At 60.7% G+C, this 15,594-nt stretch carries 15 protein-coding genes; 6 read left to right on the forward strand and 9 right to left on the reverse strand.

Features of this window, described 5'->3' with window-relative positions; genetic code table 11:
* Positions 1 to 230 (forward strand): hypothetical protein (locus EOA19_RS35680; protein WP_128305164.1); only part of this gene is annotated, 230 nt, incomplete at its 5' end.
* Here EOA19_RS35680 and EOA19_RS25395 read toward each other — a convergent pair.
* The 3 genes from EOA19_RS25395 to EOA19_RS25405 form a co-directional block, all read right to left on the reverse strand.
* On the reverse strand, positions 179 to 379 hold the full coding sequence (locus EOA19_RS25395) for a KTSC domain-containing protein (RefSeq protein WP_164780261.1): 201 nt from the start codon (positions 377 to 379) through the stop codon (positions 179 to 181). The genes EOA19_RS35680 and EOA19_RS25395 overlap by 52 nt on opposite strands.
* A 688-nt stretch (positions 380 to 1,067) precedes the next feature.
* Positions 1,068 to 1,256: a hypothetical protein gene (locus EOA19_RS25400; protein WP_245486310.1), complete on the reverse strand. Its 189-nt coding sequence runs from the start codon at positions 1,254 to 1,256 to the stop codon at positions 1,068 to 1,070.
* A complete protein-coding gene (locus EOA19_RS25405; RefSeq protein WP_128305165.1) occupies positions 1,256 to 1,396 on the reverse strand; it encodes an entericidin A/B family lipoprotein in 141 nt (46 codons plus the stop codon). The genes EOA19_RS25400 and EOA19_RS25405 overlap by 1 nt, the downstream gene beginning before the upstream one ends.
* Before the next feature lie 775 nt (positions 1,397 to 2,171).
* Between EOA19_RS25405 and EOA19_RS25410 the strand changes: the two genes are divergently transcribed.
* On the forward strand, positions 2,172 to 2,384 hold the full coding sequence (locus EOA19_RS25410) for a hypothetical protein (protein ID WP_128305166.1): 213 nt from the start codon (positions 2,172 to 2,174) through the stop codon (positions 2,382 to 2,384).
* 501 nt (positions 2,385 to 2,885) lie between these two features.
* Here the strand turns inward: EOA19_RS25410 and EOA19_RS25415 are convergent.
* Both EOA19_RS25415 and EOA19_RS25420 read right to left on the reverse strand, forming a co-directional pair.
* Positions 2,886 to 3,083, reverse strand: coding sequence for a hypothetical protein (locus tag EOA19_RS25415; protein ID WP_127296072.1), 198 nt, complete (start codon positions 3,081 to 3,083; stop codon positions 2,886 to 2,888).
* 145 nt (positions 3,084 to 3,228) lie between these two features.
* Positions 3,229 to 3,942, reverse strand: a complete 714-nt coding sequence (locus EOA19_RS25420; RefSeq protein ID WP_245486312.1) for a hypothetical protein — start codon at positions 3,940 to 3,942, stop codon at positions 3,229 to 3,231.
* A 355-nt stretch (positions 3,943 to 4,297) separates the two neighbouring features.
* On the opposite strand from EOA19_RS25420, the gene EOA19_RS25425 reads away from it, so the two are divergent.
* Genes EOA19_RS25425 through EOA19_RS25435 form a run of 3 tightly spaced genes read left to right on the forward strand, consistent with a single transcriptional unit; the run spans position 4,298 to position 9,760 of the window.
* Positions 4,298 to 5,062, forward strand: a complete 765-nt coding sequence (locus EOA19_RS25425; protein WP_128305167.1) for an ImuA family protein — start codon at positions 4,298 to 4,300, stop codon at positions 5,060 to 5,062.
* Positions 4,974 to 6,497, forward strand: coding sequence for a DUF6504 family protein (locus EOA19_RS25430; protein WP_128305168.1), 1,524 nt, complete (start codon positions 4,974 to 4,976; stop codon positions 6,495 to 6,497). The genes EOA19_RS25425 and EOA19_RS25430 overlap by 89 nt, the downstream gene beginning before the upstream one ends.
* Positions 6,494 to 9,760: an error-prone DNA polymerase gene (locus EOA19_RS25435; RefSeq protein WP_128305169.1), complete on the forward strand. Its 3,267-nt coding sequence runs from the start codon at positions 6,494 to 6,496 to the stop codon at positions 9,758 to 9,760. The genes EOA19_RS25430 and EOA19_RS25435 overlap by 4 nt, the downstream gene beginning before the upstream one ends.
* Before the next feature lie 59 nt (positions 9,761 to 9,819).
* Here the strand turns inward: EOA19_RS25435 and EOA19_RS25440 are convergent, their stop codons facing one another.
* From EOA19_RS25440 to EOA19_RS25455, 4 genes are all read right to left on the reverse strand, one after another.
* Positions 9,820 to 10,632: a class I SAM-dependent methyltransferase gene (locus EOA19_RS25440; protein ID WP_128305170.1), complete on the reverse strand. Its 813-nt coding sequence runs from the start codon at positions 10,630 to 10,632 to the stop codon at positions 9,820 to 9,822.
* Positions 10,633 to 10,848: 216 nt separating this feature from the next.
* Positions 10,849 to 11,559: a hypothetical protein gene (locus EOA19_RS25445; RefSeq protein ID WP_206638118.1), complete on the reverse strand. Its 711-nt coding sequence runs from the start codon at positions 11,557 to 11,559 to the stop codon at positions 10,849 to 10,851.
* Positions 11,560 to 11,564: 5 nt separating this feature from the next.
* On the reverse strand, positions 11,565 to 12,158 hold the full coding sequence (locus tag EOA19_RS25450; protein ID WP_128305171.1) for an SOS response-associated peptidase family protein: 594 nt from the start codon (positions 12,156 to 12,158) through the stop codon (positions 11,565 to 11,567).
* A 759-nt stretch (positions 12,159 to 12,917) separates the two neighbouring features.
* Positions 12,918 to 14,825 carry a PAS domain S-box protein gene (locus tag EOA19_RS25455; RefSeq protein ID WP_245486314.1) on the reverse strand — a complete coding sequence of 636 codons (1,908 nt, stop codon included), beginning with the start codon at positions 14,823 to 14,825 and terminating at the stop codon, positions 12,918 to 12,920.
* A 259-nt stretch (positions 14,826 to 15,084) separates the two neighbouring features.
* On the opposite strand from EOA19_RS25455, the gene EOA19_RS25460 reads away from it, so the two are divergent.
* Positions 15,085 to 15,264 (forward strand): hypothetical protein, encoded by a 180-nt coding sequence (locus EOA19_RS25460; protein ID WP_128305172.1) that lies wholly within the window; start codon positions 15,085 to 15,087, stop codon positions 15,262 to 15,264.
* Positions 15,265 to 15,594: the final 330 nt, after the last annotated feature.

The following is a 15,594-nucleotide window of genomic DNA, read 5'->3' on the forward strand; positions in this document are numbered from 1 at the left end:
TGACGAAACTATCCGACCTTGGCCCGCCGATTCCCGGCAAGCAGCACGGCGGCGAGCCTGCCGACGATCGAGAGAATTTCATGATTTGCCCGGTATGCGGCCAGCGGCTCGACATGCGTGACTTCCGGCAGGTCGCTTGGCACGATCAGCCCCAACACGAGCCGTTGGAACTGGAGCCCTATGTCACGAGCCGGAATGGATACCGATTGCGAACGTGGTCGTTGAAATAGCGGCCCTTGGCGAAGGCGGCTTTGAACGCGGTGAAGGTCTCAAGCGGTACGTCCAGAAAGTCGTACTGCCTGCCACTCGCTACAAACCACACTGAGAGAACCCTGGTTTCCGGATCGTATTCGAATTTGTGTATTGAGGTCGACGGCATGGTGCACCAGCTGCTCCGGTGAGCGACCCGCGAGATGGCCCGCCCACTGAGGAAGCAGCGAGCGGGCCGACCACGGCTGTACGTCCATGGCCATCATCGCCTCCACGGAAGGGACGGTGACGGCATTCCAACTCTCATTGGATTTCGGCGTTCCACACATAAACAAAAAGGCCCGCCACCTCTCGGCAGCGGGCAGTGTAGGTCGCTAGGATCACCCAGCGGTACTAAAGTACACCCCGCCTCGCCAAAAGGGAAACCTCAGATATCGCTAATGCATGATTCGGACCCTGGGGCTGACCGTGTCGTATCAAATCCGAGAATATCCCTGCGGGCCAGGTGATAGCAGGGAATATCGTGCAGAGGCTCCGACGTCCTATTGTGCAGCCGAACAGGCAACGAAAAGGCGCGTGACGCTCCCCCGATCCGAAAACGACTTTCTTGAGGTGACCGACGAGAGCAACGGGAGAGTGTTCGCCTACCAAAACGCCGACTTGCTCTGCTGAGTGGCTATGAGGAGCGGCGGCTGCTTCACGCGTCAAAAACCCGCCGCCCCATTCATAGCAGCGGCGGGCCGTGCCTAGAGATAGTTGGACTAAACGGTGGGTACACCCCTGCTGGATGGCTGAGGTGCAAAAGGATGCAACCACAATGCCCCGATGCGCGACAGAAAGCCGTCGCAACGTCGACGTTATTCAAGCCGGAATTCAACCGCATGCTTGTCGGCATCACTAATAAGGCCGCTGTCCATAGCGGTTTCGAAGGCCTTGGTGAAATACTGATCATCGGAGGCTTCGTGATCCTGCTGGGCAATATCGATCGGTAGTGCTCCGATCACGCGGCCTGTCGTCTTCTCGATAACCGTGACGGTCCTCTGCATCAGGGTTTGTTGACCGTGTCGTCGACTGCGTTGGCCGTCGATTTGACATCCCTGCCGACGCCGCGGACGGTGTTGGCGCAAGCCGTAAGGGCCAAAGCACAGGCAAGAATGACAATCGGTGCGGTGCGTAGCAGTTTCATGGACGGGTTCTCCTATTTGTCCTGGTTTATCATGCACGTTCAGTGCCGTATCGCACCGGATTGGCCTGTAACCGCCATCGCCTTGTTGTGGGCGGCCGCTTCATCTGCGGTGTCAAAGGGCGTTGCGACGGTCGTCCCATCCGGAGCCAGTATCACAGCCAGGAACGGAAGGCCGATCAGCGGTGGTGCGTAGACAACGTACGCTGGGCGGGCATTCTTCATTGCCCATGTAACACCTTTTGTCGGTTAGGACCTAATCCACGCCCTGAAAGACGAAAAAGCCCGCCAGCCGGTGCCAGCGGGATTCCAGTGGTCAAAAGACCTGCTCAGGTCGCAGAAAGACCGGACTCGATGACTTGCGCCGTGATTGAGGAAAGAATTCCCCGCTTCGTCGGGACCCGCTTTTCATGGACTTTTGTCATAGCTGCTCCTCGCTTTTTCACACACCGAAACTGGTTTGGGGCAATTAACTCGTCAAGCTGATGCTAAAAAGGCCGCCAGCTTTCGACAGGCTAGGTGTTTGATCCCAGGCTTTGATGCTGCATACTTTTCTTCCGAGTCGAAGGAGGCCGCGTTCGAGATTTTGCTCGCTAAGCGTCTCCCTCTTTATCTGTGGGTGGCTGGCCAACCTTAAAATGCCGAAGCGCCCCTATTCTTCACATTGCCGCCTTCCTGCATCAGCACCTTGGCAAGCGATTCCTTCTGGCGGGAAACAGCCATGATTTTTCATCTCGGGTAGCGATAGGGGTATCGTCGTGGCGGCAGGAGGCGACCTATGCAGAGTTTCACCGTCGAGCTGATACGCGACGGCAGAGTCGTGGAACGTGCCGAGATTCAGGCCGAAAATGTTGTGGAAGCCGCGAAGATGTGGGGACCGGTAACCATCCCGTACGCCGAAGAGCCTGACATTGGCGAATGGATCAGGGTAACGCACCCCGACGGCAACACGACAACCTGGTTTGAGCGATCGCTAAGCGGCGGCAGCTAGGTGTGGGCTCGCTGGCCAGGATAACGGCAGGGTCGAGGGCAAGAGCGGTGACGCACGCCACGAGTCGCGATTATCGCAGAAGGAGACGGAGGGATGATCCGGCGCGAACCAGCGGGCGAAGAACTTCGGTCGCGTTGGACGGCAAACTGGCAATCCAGATTGACGGCTGTCCTGTCGAAATTGGTCGACCAAGACTTAGCCGGCCCTCCCAAATCCGGGAACGATGTTAGCGGAGAGCGCTACATCGCCGGGCCCACCATTGGGCGCGTCTTTTACTACCGCCGGCATGCAGCGTGAGCAAGTCGTGATCGATCGCAGCGGCAGTCCGTCAACCCGGCGCCGCGAGTTGTGCGCGAGAGCACTGGCTTCCGAGCGTTTCCTCCAGCCGAGCCATTCGGCGACTGACAACGGATTCGCGACGCCCGCCACGATACGCCTCGTCCCTGCGTGATCTACCGAAGCTCCTGGCTTCGGCTTTTTCTGATCTGGCACATCGTACACTCAGTGCGTCCGGCCGGAGCGGAGATGCATCTCGATCTTATTGATTGCCTTGGTGAGGACATCGACTGCCTGCAGATTGACCGCGAAGTCGAAGTTCCCTTGCGCCGTTTCGAATATCAGAACGCCGACCTTGGCTAAGTCGTCGCTCATCATGCCTATTCCAATGCCGGTCGGCATATAGGGTGGTTTTTCTGACATGGTTCTCTCCTCGGATGCGGTGTGGGCCTGTCGGGCTTTTGGCCATCCAGCGTGCGACCTGGAGTGGCCAAGCACGATCGATCGACGATGGCCGTGTAACCCGTCTATTCGAAATGCATCGACTGGCCGCGCATCATCGCCAGGGTCAGTGCAATTGCAGCATTTGCAGGTGGCTTCTCCATAAGCAGGCAGCCGTCGAAATCGCGCCATGCCGCCATGCGCAATTCTTCATCATCTTCGCTGGCTGCAGGATCAAAAACGTGGGCATCATAGGGATCCCGGTCAATCTCGATCGTCCAGCCCTTGAGCGCCTTGCGAGCCATTTCTTCAACCTGGGCGAGGTCGCTGGTGAAGAAGGGGATACGGTCGCATCTTCCGAAAGCGGCTCAACCCGATCCTGCGTCGGCCGCTCGGGCACCCAACCAAGAACGAAGGCAATATCGAAATCGATCTGGCGGTCCGGACCGGCTGTAACCTCAAGCCGTTTGACGACGTCAGGATAGAGCTGCTTGCGCGCCGGCCACGTGTCCGAAAGCGCCTCGGCTCGCAATCTCGTGCGGGGAACGTCGATCAGTTCCATGACCTGATGGTGCGGGACTTTGTCCTGCGGCCAGCCCGCACAACATGCAATTGTCGCAGCCTCGTCGGCTTCTTCCCAGGCCGAAGCAGCCTGGTCCTCGTTCTCGGTTGGCTGGTCGTCTTCCGGAAAGCCTTTGATATCCCACCCTTCCAACGCGAATAAACCTTCCGCGCCTTGCAAAGCCGTAATGCCGGCGCGTGCGAAGACTGCTTCGGCTGCCGCGACCCCGCGTGCCAGTTCCTCGGGCGTTGCCCCTTCAATGTTCAAGCGAAGTTCCATGGTTCGCCTCCTGTATCAATCCTCCCTGTAGTGAACAAAATAAGAACAAAGGTGTCAATAGACTCCTGATGGTCTACACGCGGACCACCATCCCGCGCGCGACAATGTCCGCAATTGCGGAAGCGCGCAGGACTGCGGTATACGCCGTTTTTGGGCGCCGTCGGCCGCCGGCGCGAACATCCAACAGGACAGGTGGCCTTCGACGCCTCGTCTGTTGGCAAACGGTTCTGCCGGTGTCCCCGGGCGGTCGCGACAAACATTTCTTCCGCAGCGCCACCTCACCACGCCATTGACTCTTCATTAGGAAGAGAACAAATGAGGAACATATCATCAGCATTTCGCGTTCAGGGGACAAATGAGTGCATCGGCGCCAAACGCTGTCATATCCGATCTTCGAAATCGCATTTCGCGTCTCGAAGGCGGTAATGCGCGCGAAAGAGCGGTGCTCCCATTCGGTATCTCCTCTATCGACAGTCATCTGCCAGGCGGGGGTGTGGCGCTTGGCGCACTTCATGAAGTTGCCGGCGGCGGCAATGGAGCGATCGATGGCGCCGCAGCGTCGCTTTTTGCAGCCGGGATTGCAGCGAGGACCCAAGGCAAGGTGCTGTGGTGCGTGACGCGCCAGGATCTGTTTGCGCCGGCAATCGCCCAGGTCGGACTGCATCCCGACCGGGTGGTCTATGTCGAAGCCGGTGACGACAAATCCTTGCTCGCCTGCTTCGAGGAAGGTCTGCGGCATGTCGGGCTTGGAGCTGTGGTCGCGGAAGTGGCGCGCCTGTCCATGACTGCCTCGCGCCGGTTGCAACTGGCATCGGAAGGCTCCGGCGCGATAGGCATCGCCATCCGCCGCTGGCGCCGCCAGACCGAAGCCGCCGATTTCGGGCAGCCGACGGCCTCTGTCACCCGCTGGCGGGTTTCCGTGTTGCCGTCGCAAGCGCTGCCGGTGCCCGGCGTTGGCCGGGCGCGATGGCAACTTGAACTGATCAAATCTCGTGGAGGGGAAACACTCGATATCGAAGTGGAGGCTTGTGATGCCAAGGGTCGTCTCGCTCTTCCTTCCAAACTGGTCGACCGACCGGCTCAGAAGGAAATTGGGCGACGTCTCGCCGCCACCGGATAAGCCTTTGGTGCTGGTCGGGCGGCATGGTAGTCGTCGCATGGTGACTGCGGTGGATCGCGCGGCAATAGAAGCAGGCTTGCGCGTCGGAATGCTCGCGACGAAGGCACAGGCCCTCGTGCAGGGCCTGGCGGTTATGGACGCCGAGCCCGATGCCGACGCGGAGGCATTGGAGCGGCTGGCGCTATGGGCGTTGAGACGCTATGCGCCCATCGCCGCTGTGGATACTCCGGACGGATTGGTCATGGAGACCACTGGCGCCGATCACCTTCATGGCGGCGAACAGTTGATGCTGGCCGATATGGTCGAGCGTCTCGGCCAGGTCGGCTTCTCGGCGCGGTCAGCGATTGCCGATAGCTGGGGTGCCGCTCATGCCGTTGCGCGCTACGTGCGGCAGACCGTCAGCGTGGTCGCTGTCAATGCAACCTGTGATGCGATCCTTCCTCTGCCCATCGCGGCACTGCGGTTGCCCGATGCGATCGTCAGCGGTCTGCGGGTTTTGGGCTTCGACAGAGTAGGCGAGCTTCTGAAGCAACCACGCGGGCCACTGATCCTGCGCTTCGGACCGGAACTGGGTCGTCGCCTTGACCAGGCTGCTGGACGCCTTGCCGAACCGATAGAACCCGTGCGGCCAGCCGATGTGGTCGAGGTAAAACGAGCCTTCGGCGAACCCATCGGTGCGGCCGAGACGATCGCCCGCTACATCGGCAAGCTTGTTCAAGCGCTATGTGTCGAGCTGGAGACCAAGGGCCTTGGCGCCCGGCGGCTCGACCTGCTGTTCTACCGGGTCGACAACAGCATCCAAGCCATTCGCGTCGGCACTGCCTTGCCGGTCCGCGACGTGAAGCGGCTGACGCGTTTGTTATGCGACAAGATCGAGAAGATCGATCCGGGTTTCGGCATCGAGTTGATGCGCTTGTCCGCACCCTTGGCCGAGCCGTTGACGCCCAAGCAGACCATCTCCTCACTCATCGAGCAACCGGACGCTGACATCTCAGACCTGATCGACATCCTCGGCAATCGTGTCGGCGAGGAGAAGCTGTATCGGTTTACCCCCGTGGCAAGCGACGTGCCCGAGCGATCGTTCCGGCGCGTGGCGCCGGCATCGGCCGAAACCGGCCAGGCATGGCCAGATCATTGGCCGCGGCCGGCTCGTCTGTTTGCGGTGCCGGAGCCCATCGAGGCGATAGCGTTGCTGCCGGATCATCCGCCGGCTAGCTTTACCTGGAGAGGCATCCGCCGACGGGTCAAGCGCGCCGATGGCCCCGAGCGGGTCTTTGGCGAATGGTGGAAGCGTGATGCCGAGCTTGCCGCCGTGCGCGACTATTTTCAGGTCGAAGACGAGGCCGGCGAGCGGTTCTGGATCTATCGCGCCGGCGACGGCGAGGATGCCGCGACCGGTTCGCATCGCTGGTTCCTGCATGGCATCTTCGGATGACTGCGTCCTATATCGAACTCCAGTGCACCTCGCATTTTTCCTTCCTGCGCGGCGCCAGCTCCTGCGAGGAATTGTTTGCGCAGGCCGCAATCATGGCCCTGCCGGCGCTTGCCATCTGTGACCGCAACAGCCTGGCTGGCGTTGTTCGGGCTCACGAGGCTGCAAAGGCAACCGGCGTCAGGCTGATCGTCGGCTGCCGGCTTGATCTGGCGGAAAAGATTTCCATCCTGGTCTATCCAACGGATCGCGCGGCCTATTCGCGGCTTTGCCGTTTGCTGTCGCTGGGCAAGAAGCGTGGCGGCAAGGCGAAATGCCTTCTGCATTGGGCAGACCTTGTCGCCTATGGCGAAGGCCTTATTGCCGTGTTCATTCCGGATCAGGCTGATGACACATGCTCGCTCTGGCTGCGGCGGCTACACCAGGCATTCGGCGATCGAGCCTATATGGCCCTGACCTTGTTTCGCCGCCCAAATGACGCGCTGCGGCTGCACGAACTGTCCAACCTTGCCGGAGAGGCCGGCGTGCCGACGGTTGTTACCAACGATGTGCTCTTCCATGAACCGTCACGGCGCATCTTGCAGGACGTCGTCACCTGCATCCGCCACAATGTCACGATCGATGGTGCCGGGTTTCGGCGCGAGCGGCATGCCGACCGCTACCTGAAACCGCCGGAAGAAATGGCTCGTCTTTTCGGCCGCCATCCCGAGGCGATCGCTCGGACGGTTGAAATCGCCGAGCGCTGCCGGTTTTCACTGGACGAGCTCGCCTATCAATATCCCGAGGAGCGCATGCTGCCGGGCCTAACGCCGCAGCAAGCCTTGGAAAAACTCACCTGGGAAGGCGCGATGGAGCGGTTTCCCGAAGGTGTGCCGGACAAGGTTGTCGCCACGCTCAGGCATGAATTGCAGCTCATCGAGAAGCTGCGATACGCGCCGTATTTTCTGACCGTCAATGCGATCGTGCGCTTTGCCCGCAGCCAGGACATCCTCTGCCAGGGCAGGGGGTCGGCGGCCAACAGCGCCGTCTGCTATGTCCTTGGCATCACCTCGATCGATCCCGACCGCAACGATCTTCTGTTCGAACGCTTTGTCTCCGAGGAACGCCGCGAGCCGCCCGATATCGATGTCGATTTCGAGCATGAGCGGCGTGAAATCGTCATGCAATGGGTGTTCGACACCTATGGCCGTGAGCATGCAGCACTGTGCTCGACCGTCATCCGTTATCGGTCGAAAGGCGCCTTGCGGGACGTCGGCAAGGCTCTGGGGCTGCCTGAAGACCTGATCAAGATGCTGTCGTCGCAGGTGTGGGGCTGGTCGGATGAAGGCGTCCAGCCGAAACATGCCGAGGAGCTGAATCTCAATCTCGGCGATCGCCGCCTGCGCCTGGCGCTGGATCTCGCCAGGCAATTGATCGGCGCGCCGCGGCATCTGTCGCAGCATCCCGGTGGCTTCGTGCTGACCCGCGACCGGCTCGACGATCTGGTGCCGATTGAGCCTGCCGCGATGAAGGATCGCCAGGTCATTGAATGGGACAAGGATGACATAGACGCGCTCAAGTTCATGAAGGTCGACGTGCTGGCGCTCGGCATGCTGTCCTGCATGAAGCGCGGCTTCGATCTCCTGGCGCAGCACAAGGGCATCACTCTCGATCTCGCGACGATCCCGGCCGAGGATCCGCGCACCTATGCGATGATCCGCAGGGCGGATACGCTGGGCACCTTCCAGATCGAATCCCGCGCCCAGATGTCGATGCTGCCGCGCATCAAACCGCGAACTTTTTACGACCTGGTCATCGAGGTGGCGATCGTGCGGCCCGGTCCGATCCAGGGCGACATGGTGCATCCCTATCTGCGCCGGCGCGAAGGCAAGGAAGACGTCGTCTATCCCAAGCCTGAGTTGGAAAAAGTGCTCGGAAAAACACTGGGCGTGCCGCTGTTCCAGGAACAGGCGATGCGGGTGGCGATCGAATGCGCCGGCTTCACGCCTGGTGAGGCGGATCAGCTTCGCCGCGCCATGGCGACCTTCAAGCACACCGGTGGCGTCTCCAGCTTCGGCGCCAAGCTGATCGGCGGCATGGTCAAGAATGGTTACGAGCGCGAGTTCGCCGAAAAGACATTCAAGCAGCTGGAAGGCTTCGGCAGCTATGGCTTTCCAGAGAGCCATGCCGCCAGCTTCGCACTGATCGCCTATGCATCCTCCTGGATGAAATGTCATCACCCCGATGTCTTCTGTGCGGCCCTGCTCAATGCGCAGCCGATGGGATTCTACGCACCGGCGCAGATCGCCCGCGATGCCCGCGACCACGGGGTTGAGGTGCGTCCGGTCTGTGTGAACGCCTCGCGCTGGGACTGCACGCTCGAACCCAAAGAGAACGAGGATCGGTTTGCCGTTCGCCTTGGCCTGCGCATGGTCCGCGGGCTGGCCAACGCAGACGCGGCAACCATAGTGGGCGCACGTGCCGACCGGCCATTTGCCTCCATCGATGATCTATGGCGCCGGGCCGGCGTTCGCGCAGCGTCGCTGGTTGAACTCGCACAGGCCGACGCGTTTCAACCTTCATTGTCGTTGGCGAGGCGTGAGGCCCTGTGGGCGATCAAGGCGCTGCGCGACGCCCCGTTGCCGCTGTTTTCGGCCGCCTCCAGCCGCGAGCAGCAAACGGTGCCGGAGATCCAGGAACCGGGCGTCATGCTACGCGCCATGACAGCGGGGGGGGAGGTCGTTGAAGATTACGGGCATGTCGGGCTCACGTTGCGTGACCATCCCGTTTCCTTCCTGCGCGCCGACCTGCGTCGCCGGCGCATTGTCTCGTGCCGCGAGGCCATGCAGGCGCGCGATGGCCAATGGCTTGAAGCGGCTGGACTCGTATTGGTCCGTCAACGCCCCGGCTCGGCCAAGGGCGTGATGTTCATCACGATTGAAGACGAGACTGGGATCGCCAATCTGGTCGTTTGGGTGAAGGTGTTCGAGAAATATCGCCGCGTCGTGCTCGGCGCCGGCATGATCGCCGTCCATGGGCGCGTTCAGCGGGAAGGCGAGGTGGTTCATCTCGTCGCTCATCGGCTCAGCGATCTATCCGCCGATCTGGCGAGCGTTGGTGATCGGGATGCTGCCTTCCCGCTGCCGCATGGGCGCGGTGACGAGTTTCATCACGGCAGTCCGACGCCTGATCCGCGTGGACTGCCGAAGGGGCCGCGGCCGCGGAACATCATCGATCCCTATCTGCACATCGACCAGATCAAGGTGAAGACGCGAGATTTCAGGTAGGCTTGGTTGGGACGAGCTGCTTTTCGGAGAGATGGCCGGGCCGCACTCCCGGAATCAATTTAGCTGCGTGAGACGATGACGGCCAGCGACGCCAGCTTGCCTTCACTCAGGCTGCGGATATAGTTCTTGCGTCGCTGCACGAATTCGGTGCCGAGGACGATTTCATTGGCCTGCTGTTGCGCAGGCGAAGGAATGATGTCGGAACTGGCCCTTTGCATCGCCAGTTCGACATGTTCGCCGGTCTCGTCGATGACTTCGTCAATATGGAAGCCCGCGTCGGCGAAAAGGGTCTTCAGGGTATCCCGGTCAACAAGGTGGCTGGTTACCGGCCCAACCGCCCAGGGCAAGGGGTAATTTGGTTCGCCGCCAGCCAGCACGGCTTCGGTCCAGATCAGTTTGCCGCCCGGCTTCAGAACGCGAAAAGCCTGCCCGATGACGGCGGCCTTGTCGGCGATGTTCATGCCGACATAGAAGCAGATTGCGGCGTCGAATGTGTTGTCGGCAAAGGGCAGTTTCGCCGCGTCGGCTTCGTGGAAGCGAACCTTGTCGCCAAGGCCGCTGAGCGTGGTCAGTCGGCCGGATGCCTCGACAAAGGCTGGTGTGAGGTCGACGCCGTCGACCTGGCAGCCATAGGTGGCGGCCAGGAAGCGCGCCGGGCCGCCAATGCCGCTGCCGATGTCAAGGATCCGGTCGGTGGGCGAGGGGGCAAGACGAGCTCCATGATCCCGCGTGGCGATGAGCTCGCGGCCGTGAAGCTGGTCGAACGGATAAAGCTGCGCGGCACTGAGGCCATCGGGTTTTGGGTCGGGGATCGCGGCCAGTATGCGCTCAACGATCCCGTCGCTGCCGTAGTGTTTTGTGACGTCGATCATAGGGGCACTCCTCTGGGTACGGAGCATCCACTAACGCCTGGGTTTCGGCAATCCTGACGCTTCTGAACGTTTCCGGTATCCTGTGCTGCTGTAGCGCTCGAAACCAGGATTGATACTGCCGGCAGCTTGCTTGCGAAGCCTGCTCAGATCCCGGCCTTCCGGGTAAGCCGACACCCACTGTCTTTGCCGAACGGTTCACCGCTCCTTCAAGATGATCTAGCGGAGCAGGCCCTCGTCGTCGAACGCGTCCCAGCCCTTCAACTTAGGCCCGAGAGCGTCATCTCTGGGGTTATTCCCGGCACCGCGAACCTTCTCGCTACCCTTTCCCGCCCGCGTGAGGGCAGCCTTGCCGGCACCGCGTCGCCTGTTCTCTGTAACTTGCTGCGCGTCCTCTTCGCGCCAAAGGCTTGGCAGATCACGATCAAGGATGTCCTCTATGTGCTTGGGATCGAACACGTGGAAGGTGACGGCCTTGGATCGACCGCGCATCTTCACGGTGCGGGTGCCAATGCTTTGCAGCCGTCCGTCTTTCAGCCACTTGTGACGCTCTCGCGAAGTGATCGCGAGGATGTCCTCGGCCTCGCTTGGCAGGACCGGGAGTACTTCGATGGTTTCCAGCATCTTGGCGAGCTTGTTGGAGGCGGCCTCGAACTCTTCGGCATCGTCTTCGCGCATCCGCAATGTCATGCGGCCAGTCTCGGCTTTGATGTATTTTCTCACCGCCCATGGCAGGCGGGCACGTATTTCACGCTCGATACCTTTCGTGCGCACCGACGAGCCAAGCGTCGCTGATGGCTGAAGTGGCCACTCGGCAATCAGTGACAACGAGGTGCTGATGCTTTGGCGAGAGCCGCGATCTTGAGGAGTCACAATAGCCGCAGCGATGCCGCCAAGAATCTTCCGGGTTCCCGCAAAACGCACCGGCATCTGAGCTAGTCGCTTCCTTGTCGCATGGTTTCTACCGCCAACGAGCCGGCAGGCAGGGCCTTCAACAGCTCCACCTCGGGTTTCGTGAGGTAGATCCATGCCGCCCAATCCTCCGGGCGCAGCACCACAATCTGGCGATTGTGGATAGGCGCCACATCCGGCCCGGGTGCAGTCGTCAGCATTGCGAATGTGGGCGGCTTGTTGCCTTCGCCGTCCCGCCACAGTCCGGCGATGGCCATGAACGGAGCGCCGTTGAGGGTGAAGCGATGCTTCGCCTTTGGCGACTTCTTTCCGGTGAATTCGAAGAAAGCTGATGCCGGAATAAGGCAGCGCTTGCTGTTGGCGAAACTCCGTCCGTCCGAGCGAAAGTTGAAGACCGGCCCGCCTTTGGGCCCGGAGGGTGGAAAGGCAAAGGTCATGCGCGTGAGTTCGATCGTCTCGCCGGCGGCGCGCATGATCGGGGCGGGATCACTGATGCGGATGTCGTCCGCCTGCGGCAAATCCAGTTCAGTTTGACGGAAGGGAATGGCGAGCGCCAGCGATTGCATCATCCTGCAATATTCAGCCCAGGCGATATGCTGCTCGTAGTCATTGCACATGGCTGCCCCATCGGTTCGGTCAGTTGCAGAGTAGCCAGATAGGGCGGCTTTGCCCGTAGCGCCATGAATGAGATGGCTTGGATGCATGCCAGTCTGAGTTGAAGATCCTCCGATTGTGAGGCGACGCGACGCTGACTTGCTCACTGAATTGGTCTCTCACCAAAACGAATTGTCCGACCCGCCATCCCCGACCCGCGGCCTATTTCTTTAGTTTCTGCGCGCCGCCATAAGTTGTCACGGAGCCGACCCGCTTCATCAGCCTCGGCCTGATCTTTGCTGATGCCGTTGCTTGCGGGCGACGGAATTGACCTCGGAGCCTTCACCGCCAGCAATCTGCCGACGGTCGGCGGCGCCTCGCTTCGACTTGTTGTCTGCCGTTGTCCTCCCTTCTGCCATGGCACGACGTACCGCGTCGACTAGGATGCCGGGCAAAGGTCGCCGCTAATGTTGCGCCAATGACGAGCATCCGTCAGCGATCTTGCCCAAGTGCGGTATGGCGACCAGGTAAGGCCATCGTCCGGCCACTGAAGCGCGCTGTCCCAAGCGTCAACGCGGCGCACGGATCGGACGGTGCGGGACTGAGAACGAGTCAAGGCTGTCGCAGTGGAGCCGAAAAAGCCAAAGGACGTGATGCTACCAGGGGTATCGGGCGACACAATCGAGGCGTCAGGGCTGCAAGCTGCCGCAGCGGCTTGCTACTCGGCTCTGAGAATTCGCGGGGGTTGAACGGACAAAGCTGAGGTGCTGACCCCTCGACGCCTACGCCTCGCTGGCGACAGATGCCTCCACGGAAACCAACGGCGCTTCCAACGTCCAATTGATCCCGTACGGCCCATACTCAAGATTGGCCTTCCCTCCGACCGCCTCAGGCGCCACCCGCTTGAGCACCACGGTTCCAAAACCGCCCTGGCCGATCTTCTGGACCTTCGGGCCATCTGTTTCGGCCCAAGTGAGGTGGAAGAGCTTCGAGCCACCGGAGCCGGTCGCGTTCCATTGGACCGAAATCGTGCCCTTGTCTCCCGAAAGCACGCCGTATTTGGCTGAGTTGGTCGCGAGTTCGTGGAAGGCAATGCCGAAATACTGGACGGCGTTGGGGCTCAGCACAATGGATGGTCCCGCCATGGAAATCCGTCCCTCATTGCCGAAGGGTTTGGCCTGCGACAGCAACAGTTCAAAGAGGGTGACGCCTCTCCAGTCGCCGGCGACTAGCAGATCGTGCGAGCGTGACAGCGCCATGATCCGCTCCCGCACCTGCCGTTCGAACACCGCGGGATTTTCGGCACGTTTGTTGGTTTCCCTGATCATCGAAAGAATGACGGAATACTGGTTCTTGACCCGATGATTGACCTCCCGCATCAGCATGCGGATACGATGCTCGTTTTCCCTAGCCGACGTGATGTCTCGGGCGATCTTGGAGGCGCCGATGATCTGCCCGGTTGCGCTGCGCACGGGTGACACCGTCAGCGAGACGGGAACCAGGCTGCCATCCTTGCGCCGACGGATCGTTTCGTATGTGTCGACCGCTTCGCCGCGGCGGATGCGTTCAAGGATGCGGGGTTCCTCGTCCTGGTGATCATCCGGGATCAGCATGGCCACCGACCGGCCGATCGCTTCCTCGGCGGTATAGCCGAACAGCCGTTCGGCACCGCGATTCCAGCTGTTGATGACGGTGTTCAGATCCTTGCTGACGATTGCGTCGAACGAGGATTCCACGATGGCTGACAGATGGTGCCTGGCCTCCTCGGCACGCTGGCGGTCGGTGAGATCAAACAGCATGTTGACAGCGCCGGTCAGATCGCCGCTCTCATCGCGGATCGGTGTCGGGTACGGCTCGAAGGGGAAGAAGGATCCGTCAGGGCGTTGCGCTATGGCCTGCTGGCCACGCACCGGGCGGTTTTCCTTGAGCGCGATCGCCATCGGGCACTCGTCGTGCGGCAATTCCGTGCCGTCGGGCATGAACAGCTTGAACGTCACGCACCACTTGTCCTTGCCGATTTCGGGCTCCCGGCCCGCCAGCTCGGCGGCGGCTCGGTTGTAGTAGGTGATGACGCCATCCGGGTCAGTCGTGTAGATGGCGACTGGGAGACTATCGAGCACCTGATGATAGGTGCTGTCCTGCCGCCGCAGTTCAGTCCGCGTCCGCACGAGGTCGGTTACATCAACGGTGAAGCATCTTGTGTGGACCAGATCGCCGGCTCGGAACTGGCCGCTCGACGTGATTTCGACATGCTTGATTGAGCCATTGCGAGCCCTCAATCGCGCCGGATATCTCGCGATCTTTTCGCCACGGGTAAGGCGCCCCAAAATATCCTCGATCACCCTCCGGTCCGGATAGAAATCCGCGATATGGCGGCCGATATAGTCCTGTGAAGAATAGCCGAGAAGATCGAGCTCGGCTTGGTTGGCATGCAGAATAACCCCATCTGCGCTGACCAGATGGAGGGCGACGGCGCCGTTTTCGAAGAAATCCTGGTAGTCGAAGTTCCGGTTATCCTCACCGGGCATTTCCGGGTTCTTGAAGGCGATACCATTCGCCTGCGGTACTCCATTCATCCAAAACCCCTCTCTGTTAACCCGCCATAACGCGGGGTGTCGCCAAGTTGTTCCTATAGCTCGCCCTTCGCGGCCTGCGTACGATGCTGCTCTTGATTCAGCCTTTTGCGACATGCAAGCTTAGACCCGGACGGAAAAACGACCTCGTGTTTGACCTACGAACGTGCAAATCGGGCCTCAAATGAAAAAAATCCCTGGTGCCTGTCGTAGACAACGAAGCTTTAATTACCGTGGAGGTCGAGGCCGCCCTTCGCGAGCCAGGCTTTGCCGTAGCATTGGCATCCTATGTTCCGAAGCGAAGCGTTTTCTCGCAAACCACACACCCGCCGCAGCGGTCCTGGACGTCAGGTTGTAGGACGGCGAGAGCGTTGAAGTGGCAAAAACCTTGGCTGGCCGGGCTGTTCCTTTCGTCGTCTATTCCGGCCTAGGTGTCGAGGAGAGCCACGAAGCATTCTCATTCGGCGTCACACTGATGAAGCCCGCCGAATCTGCAGAGGTGGTCCGGGTTATCAGAGAGATGTTTGCCGGCCAGCAGCCGAGAATGACCGGATAGCCACGCCGTTTACATGTTCAGCTCGCGGACTTTCGTGCGGGGCCGGCCTCAGAGGTGGAGGGCGATAGCCGTTTCGCCCGTCTGCCTGCTGGCCGTTTTGCTTCGGTTCGGGGTACGAAGGCACAGAGCGCGCATTGAGCGTGGCAATACATCAACAAGGTTCCCGGATGAGGCGGCTCGTATTGTGCATTGCAGCAACCATATGGTTGCATGTGCGTTGTGCACGACTGTGCCATTCCGGCGCGCAAGGACACTGATTTGCCAAGTATATCCGACACGATCGCTCGCCTGAGCGCGCGGCCAGCCGGATCCGGGGGCCGGAAGGACGCT

The sequence above is a fragment of the Mesorhizobium sp. M7A.F.Ca.US.010.02.1.1 genome (assembly GCF_004023085.1).
GTDB lineage: Bacteria > Pseudomonadota > Alphaproteobacteria > Rhizobiales > Rhizobiaceae > Mesorhizobium.

Excerpts from the sequence above, each read along its gene's own strand:
- EOA19_RS25395 (WP_164780261.1), bottom strand. The coding sequence starts at position 379 with ATGCCGTCGACCTCAATACACAAATTCGAATACGATCCGGAAACCAGG.
- EOA19_RS25400 (WP_245486310.1), bottom strand. The coding sequence starts at position 1,256 with ATGCAGAGGACCGTCACGGTTATCGAGAAGACGACAGGCCGCGTGATC.
- EOA19_RS25405 (WP_128305165.1), bottom strand. The coding sequence starts at position 1,396 with ATGAAACTGCTACGCACCGCACCGATTGTCATTCTTGCCTGTGCTTTG.
- EOA19_RS25410 (WP_128305166.1), top strand. The coding sequence starts at position 2,172 with ATGCAGAGTTTCACCGTCGAGCTGATACGCGACGGCAGAGTCGTGGAA.
- EOA19_RS25415 (WP_127296072.1), bottom strand. The coding sequence starts at position 3,083 with ATGTCAGAAAAACCACCCTATATGCCGACCGGCATTGGAATAGGCATG.
- EOA19_RS25420 (WP_245486312.1), bottom strand. The coding sequence starts at position 3,942 with ATGGAACTTCGCTTGAACATTGAAGGGGCAACGCCCGAGGAACTGGCA.
- EOA19_RS25425 (WP_128305167.1), top strand. The coding sequence starts at position 4,298 with ATGAGTGCATCGGCGCCAAACGCTGTCATATCCGATCTTCGAAATCGC.
- EOA19_RS25430 (WP_128305168.1), top strand. The coding sequence starts at position 4,974 with ATGCCAAGGGTCGTCTCGCTCTTCCTTCCAAACTGGTCGACCGACCGG.
- EOA19_RS25435 (WP_128305169.1), top strand. The coding sequence starts at position 6,494 with ATGACTGCGTCCTATATCGAACTCCAGTGCACCTCGCATTTTTCCTTC.
- EOA19_RS25440 (WP_128305170.1), bottom strand. The coding sequence starts at position 10,632 with ATGATCGACGTCACAAAACACTACGGCAGCGACGGGATCGTTGAGCGC.
- EOA19_RS25445 (WP_206638118.1), bottom strand. The coding sequence starts at position 11,559 with ATGCCGGTGCGTTTTGCGGGAACCCGGAAGATTCTTGGCGGCATCGCT.
- EOA19_RS25450 (WP_128305171.1), bottom strand. The coding sequence starts at position 12,158 with ATGTGCAATGACTACGAGCAGCATATCGCCTGGGCTGAATATTGCAGG.
- EOA19_RS25455 (WP_245486314.1), bottom strand. The coding sequence starts at position 14,825 with ATGTCGCAAAAGGCTGAATCAAGAGCAGCATCGTACGCAGGCCGCGAA.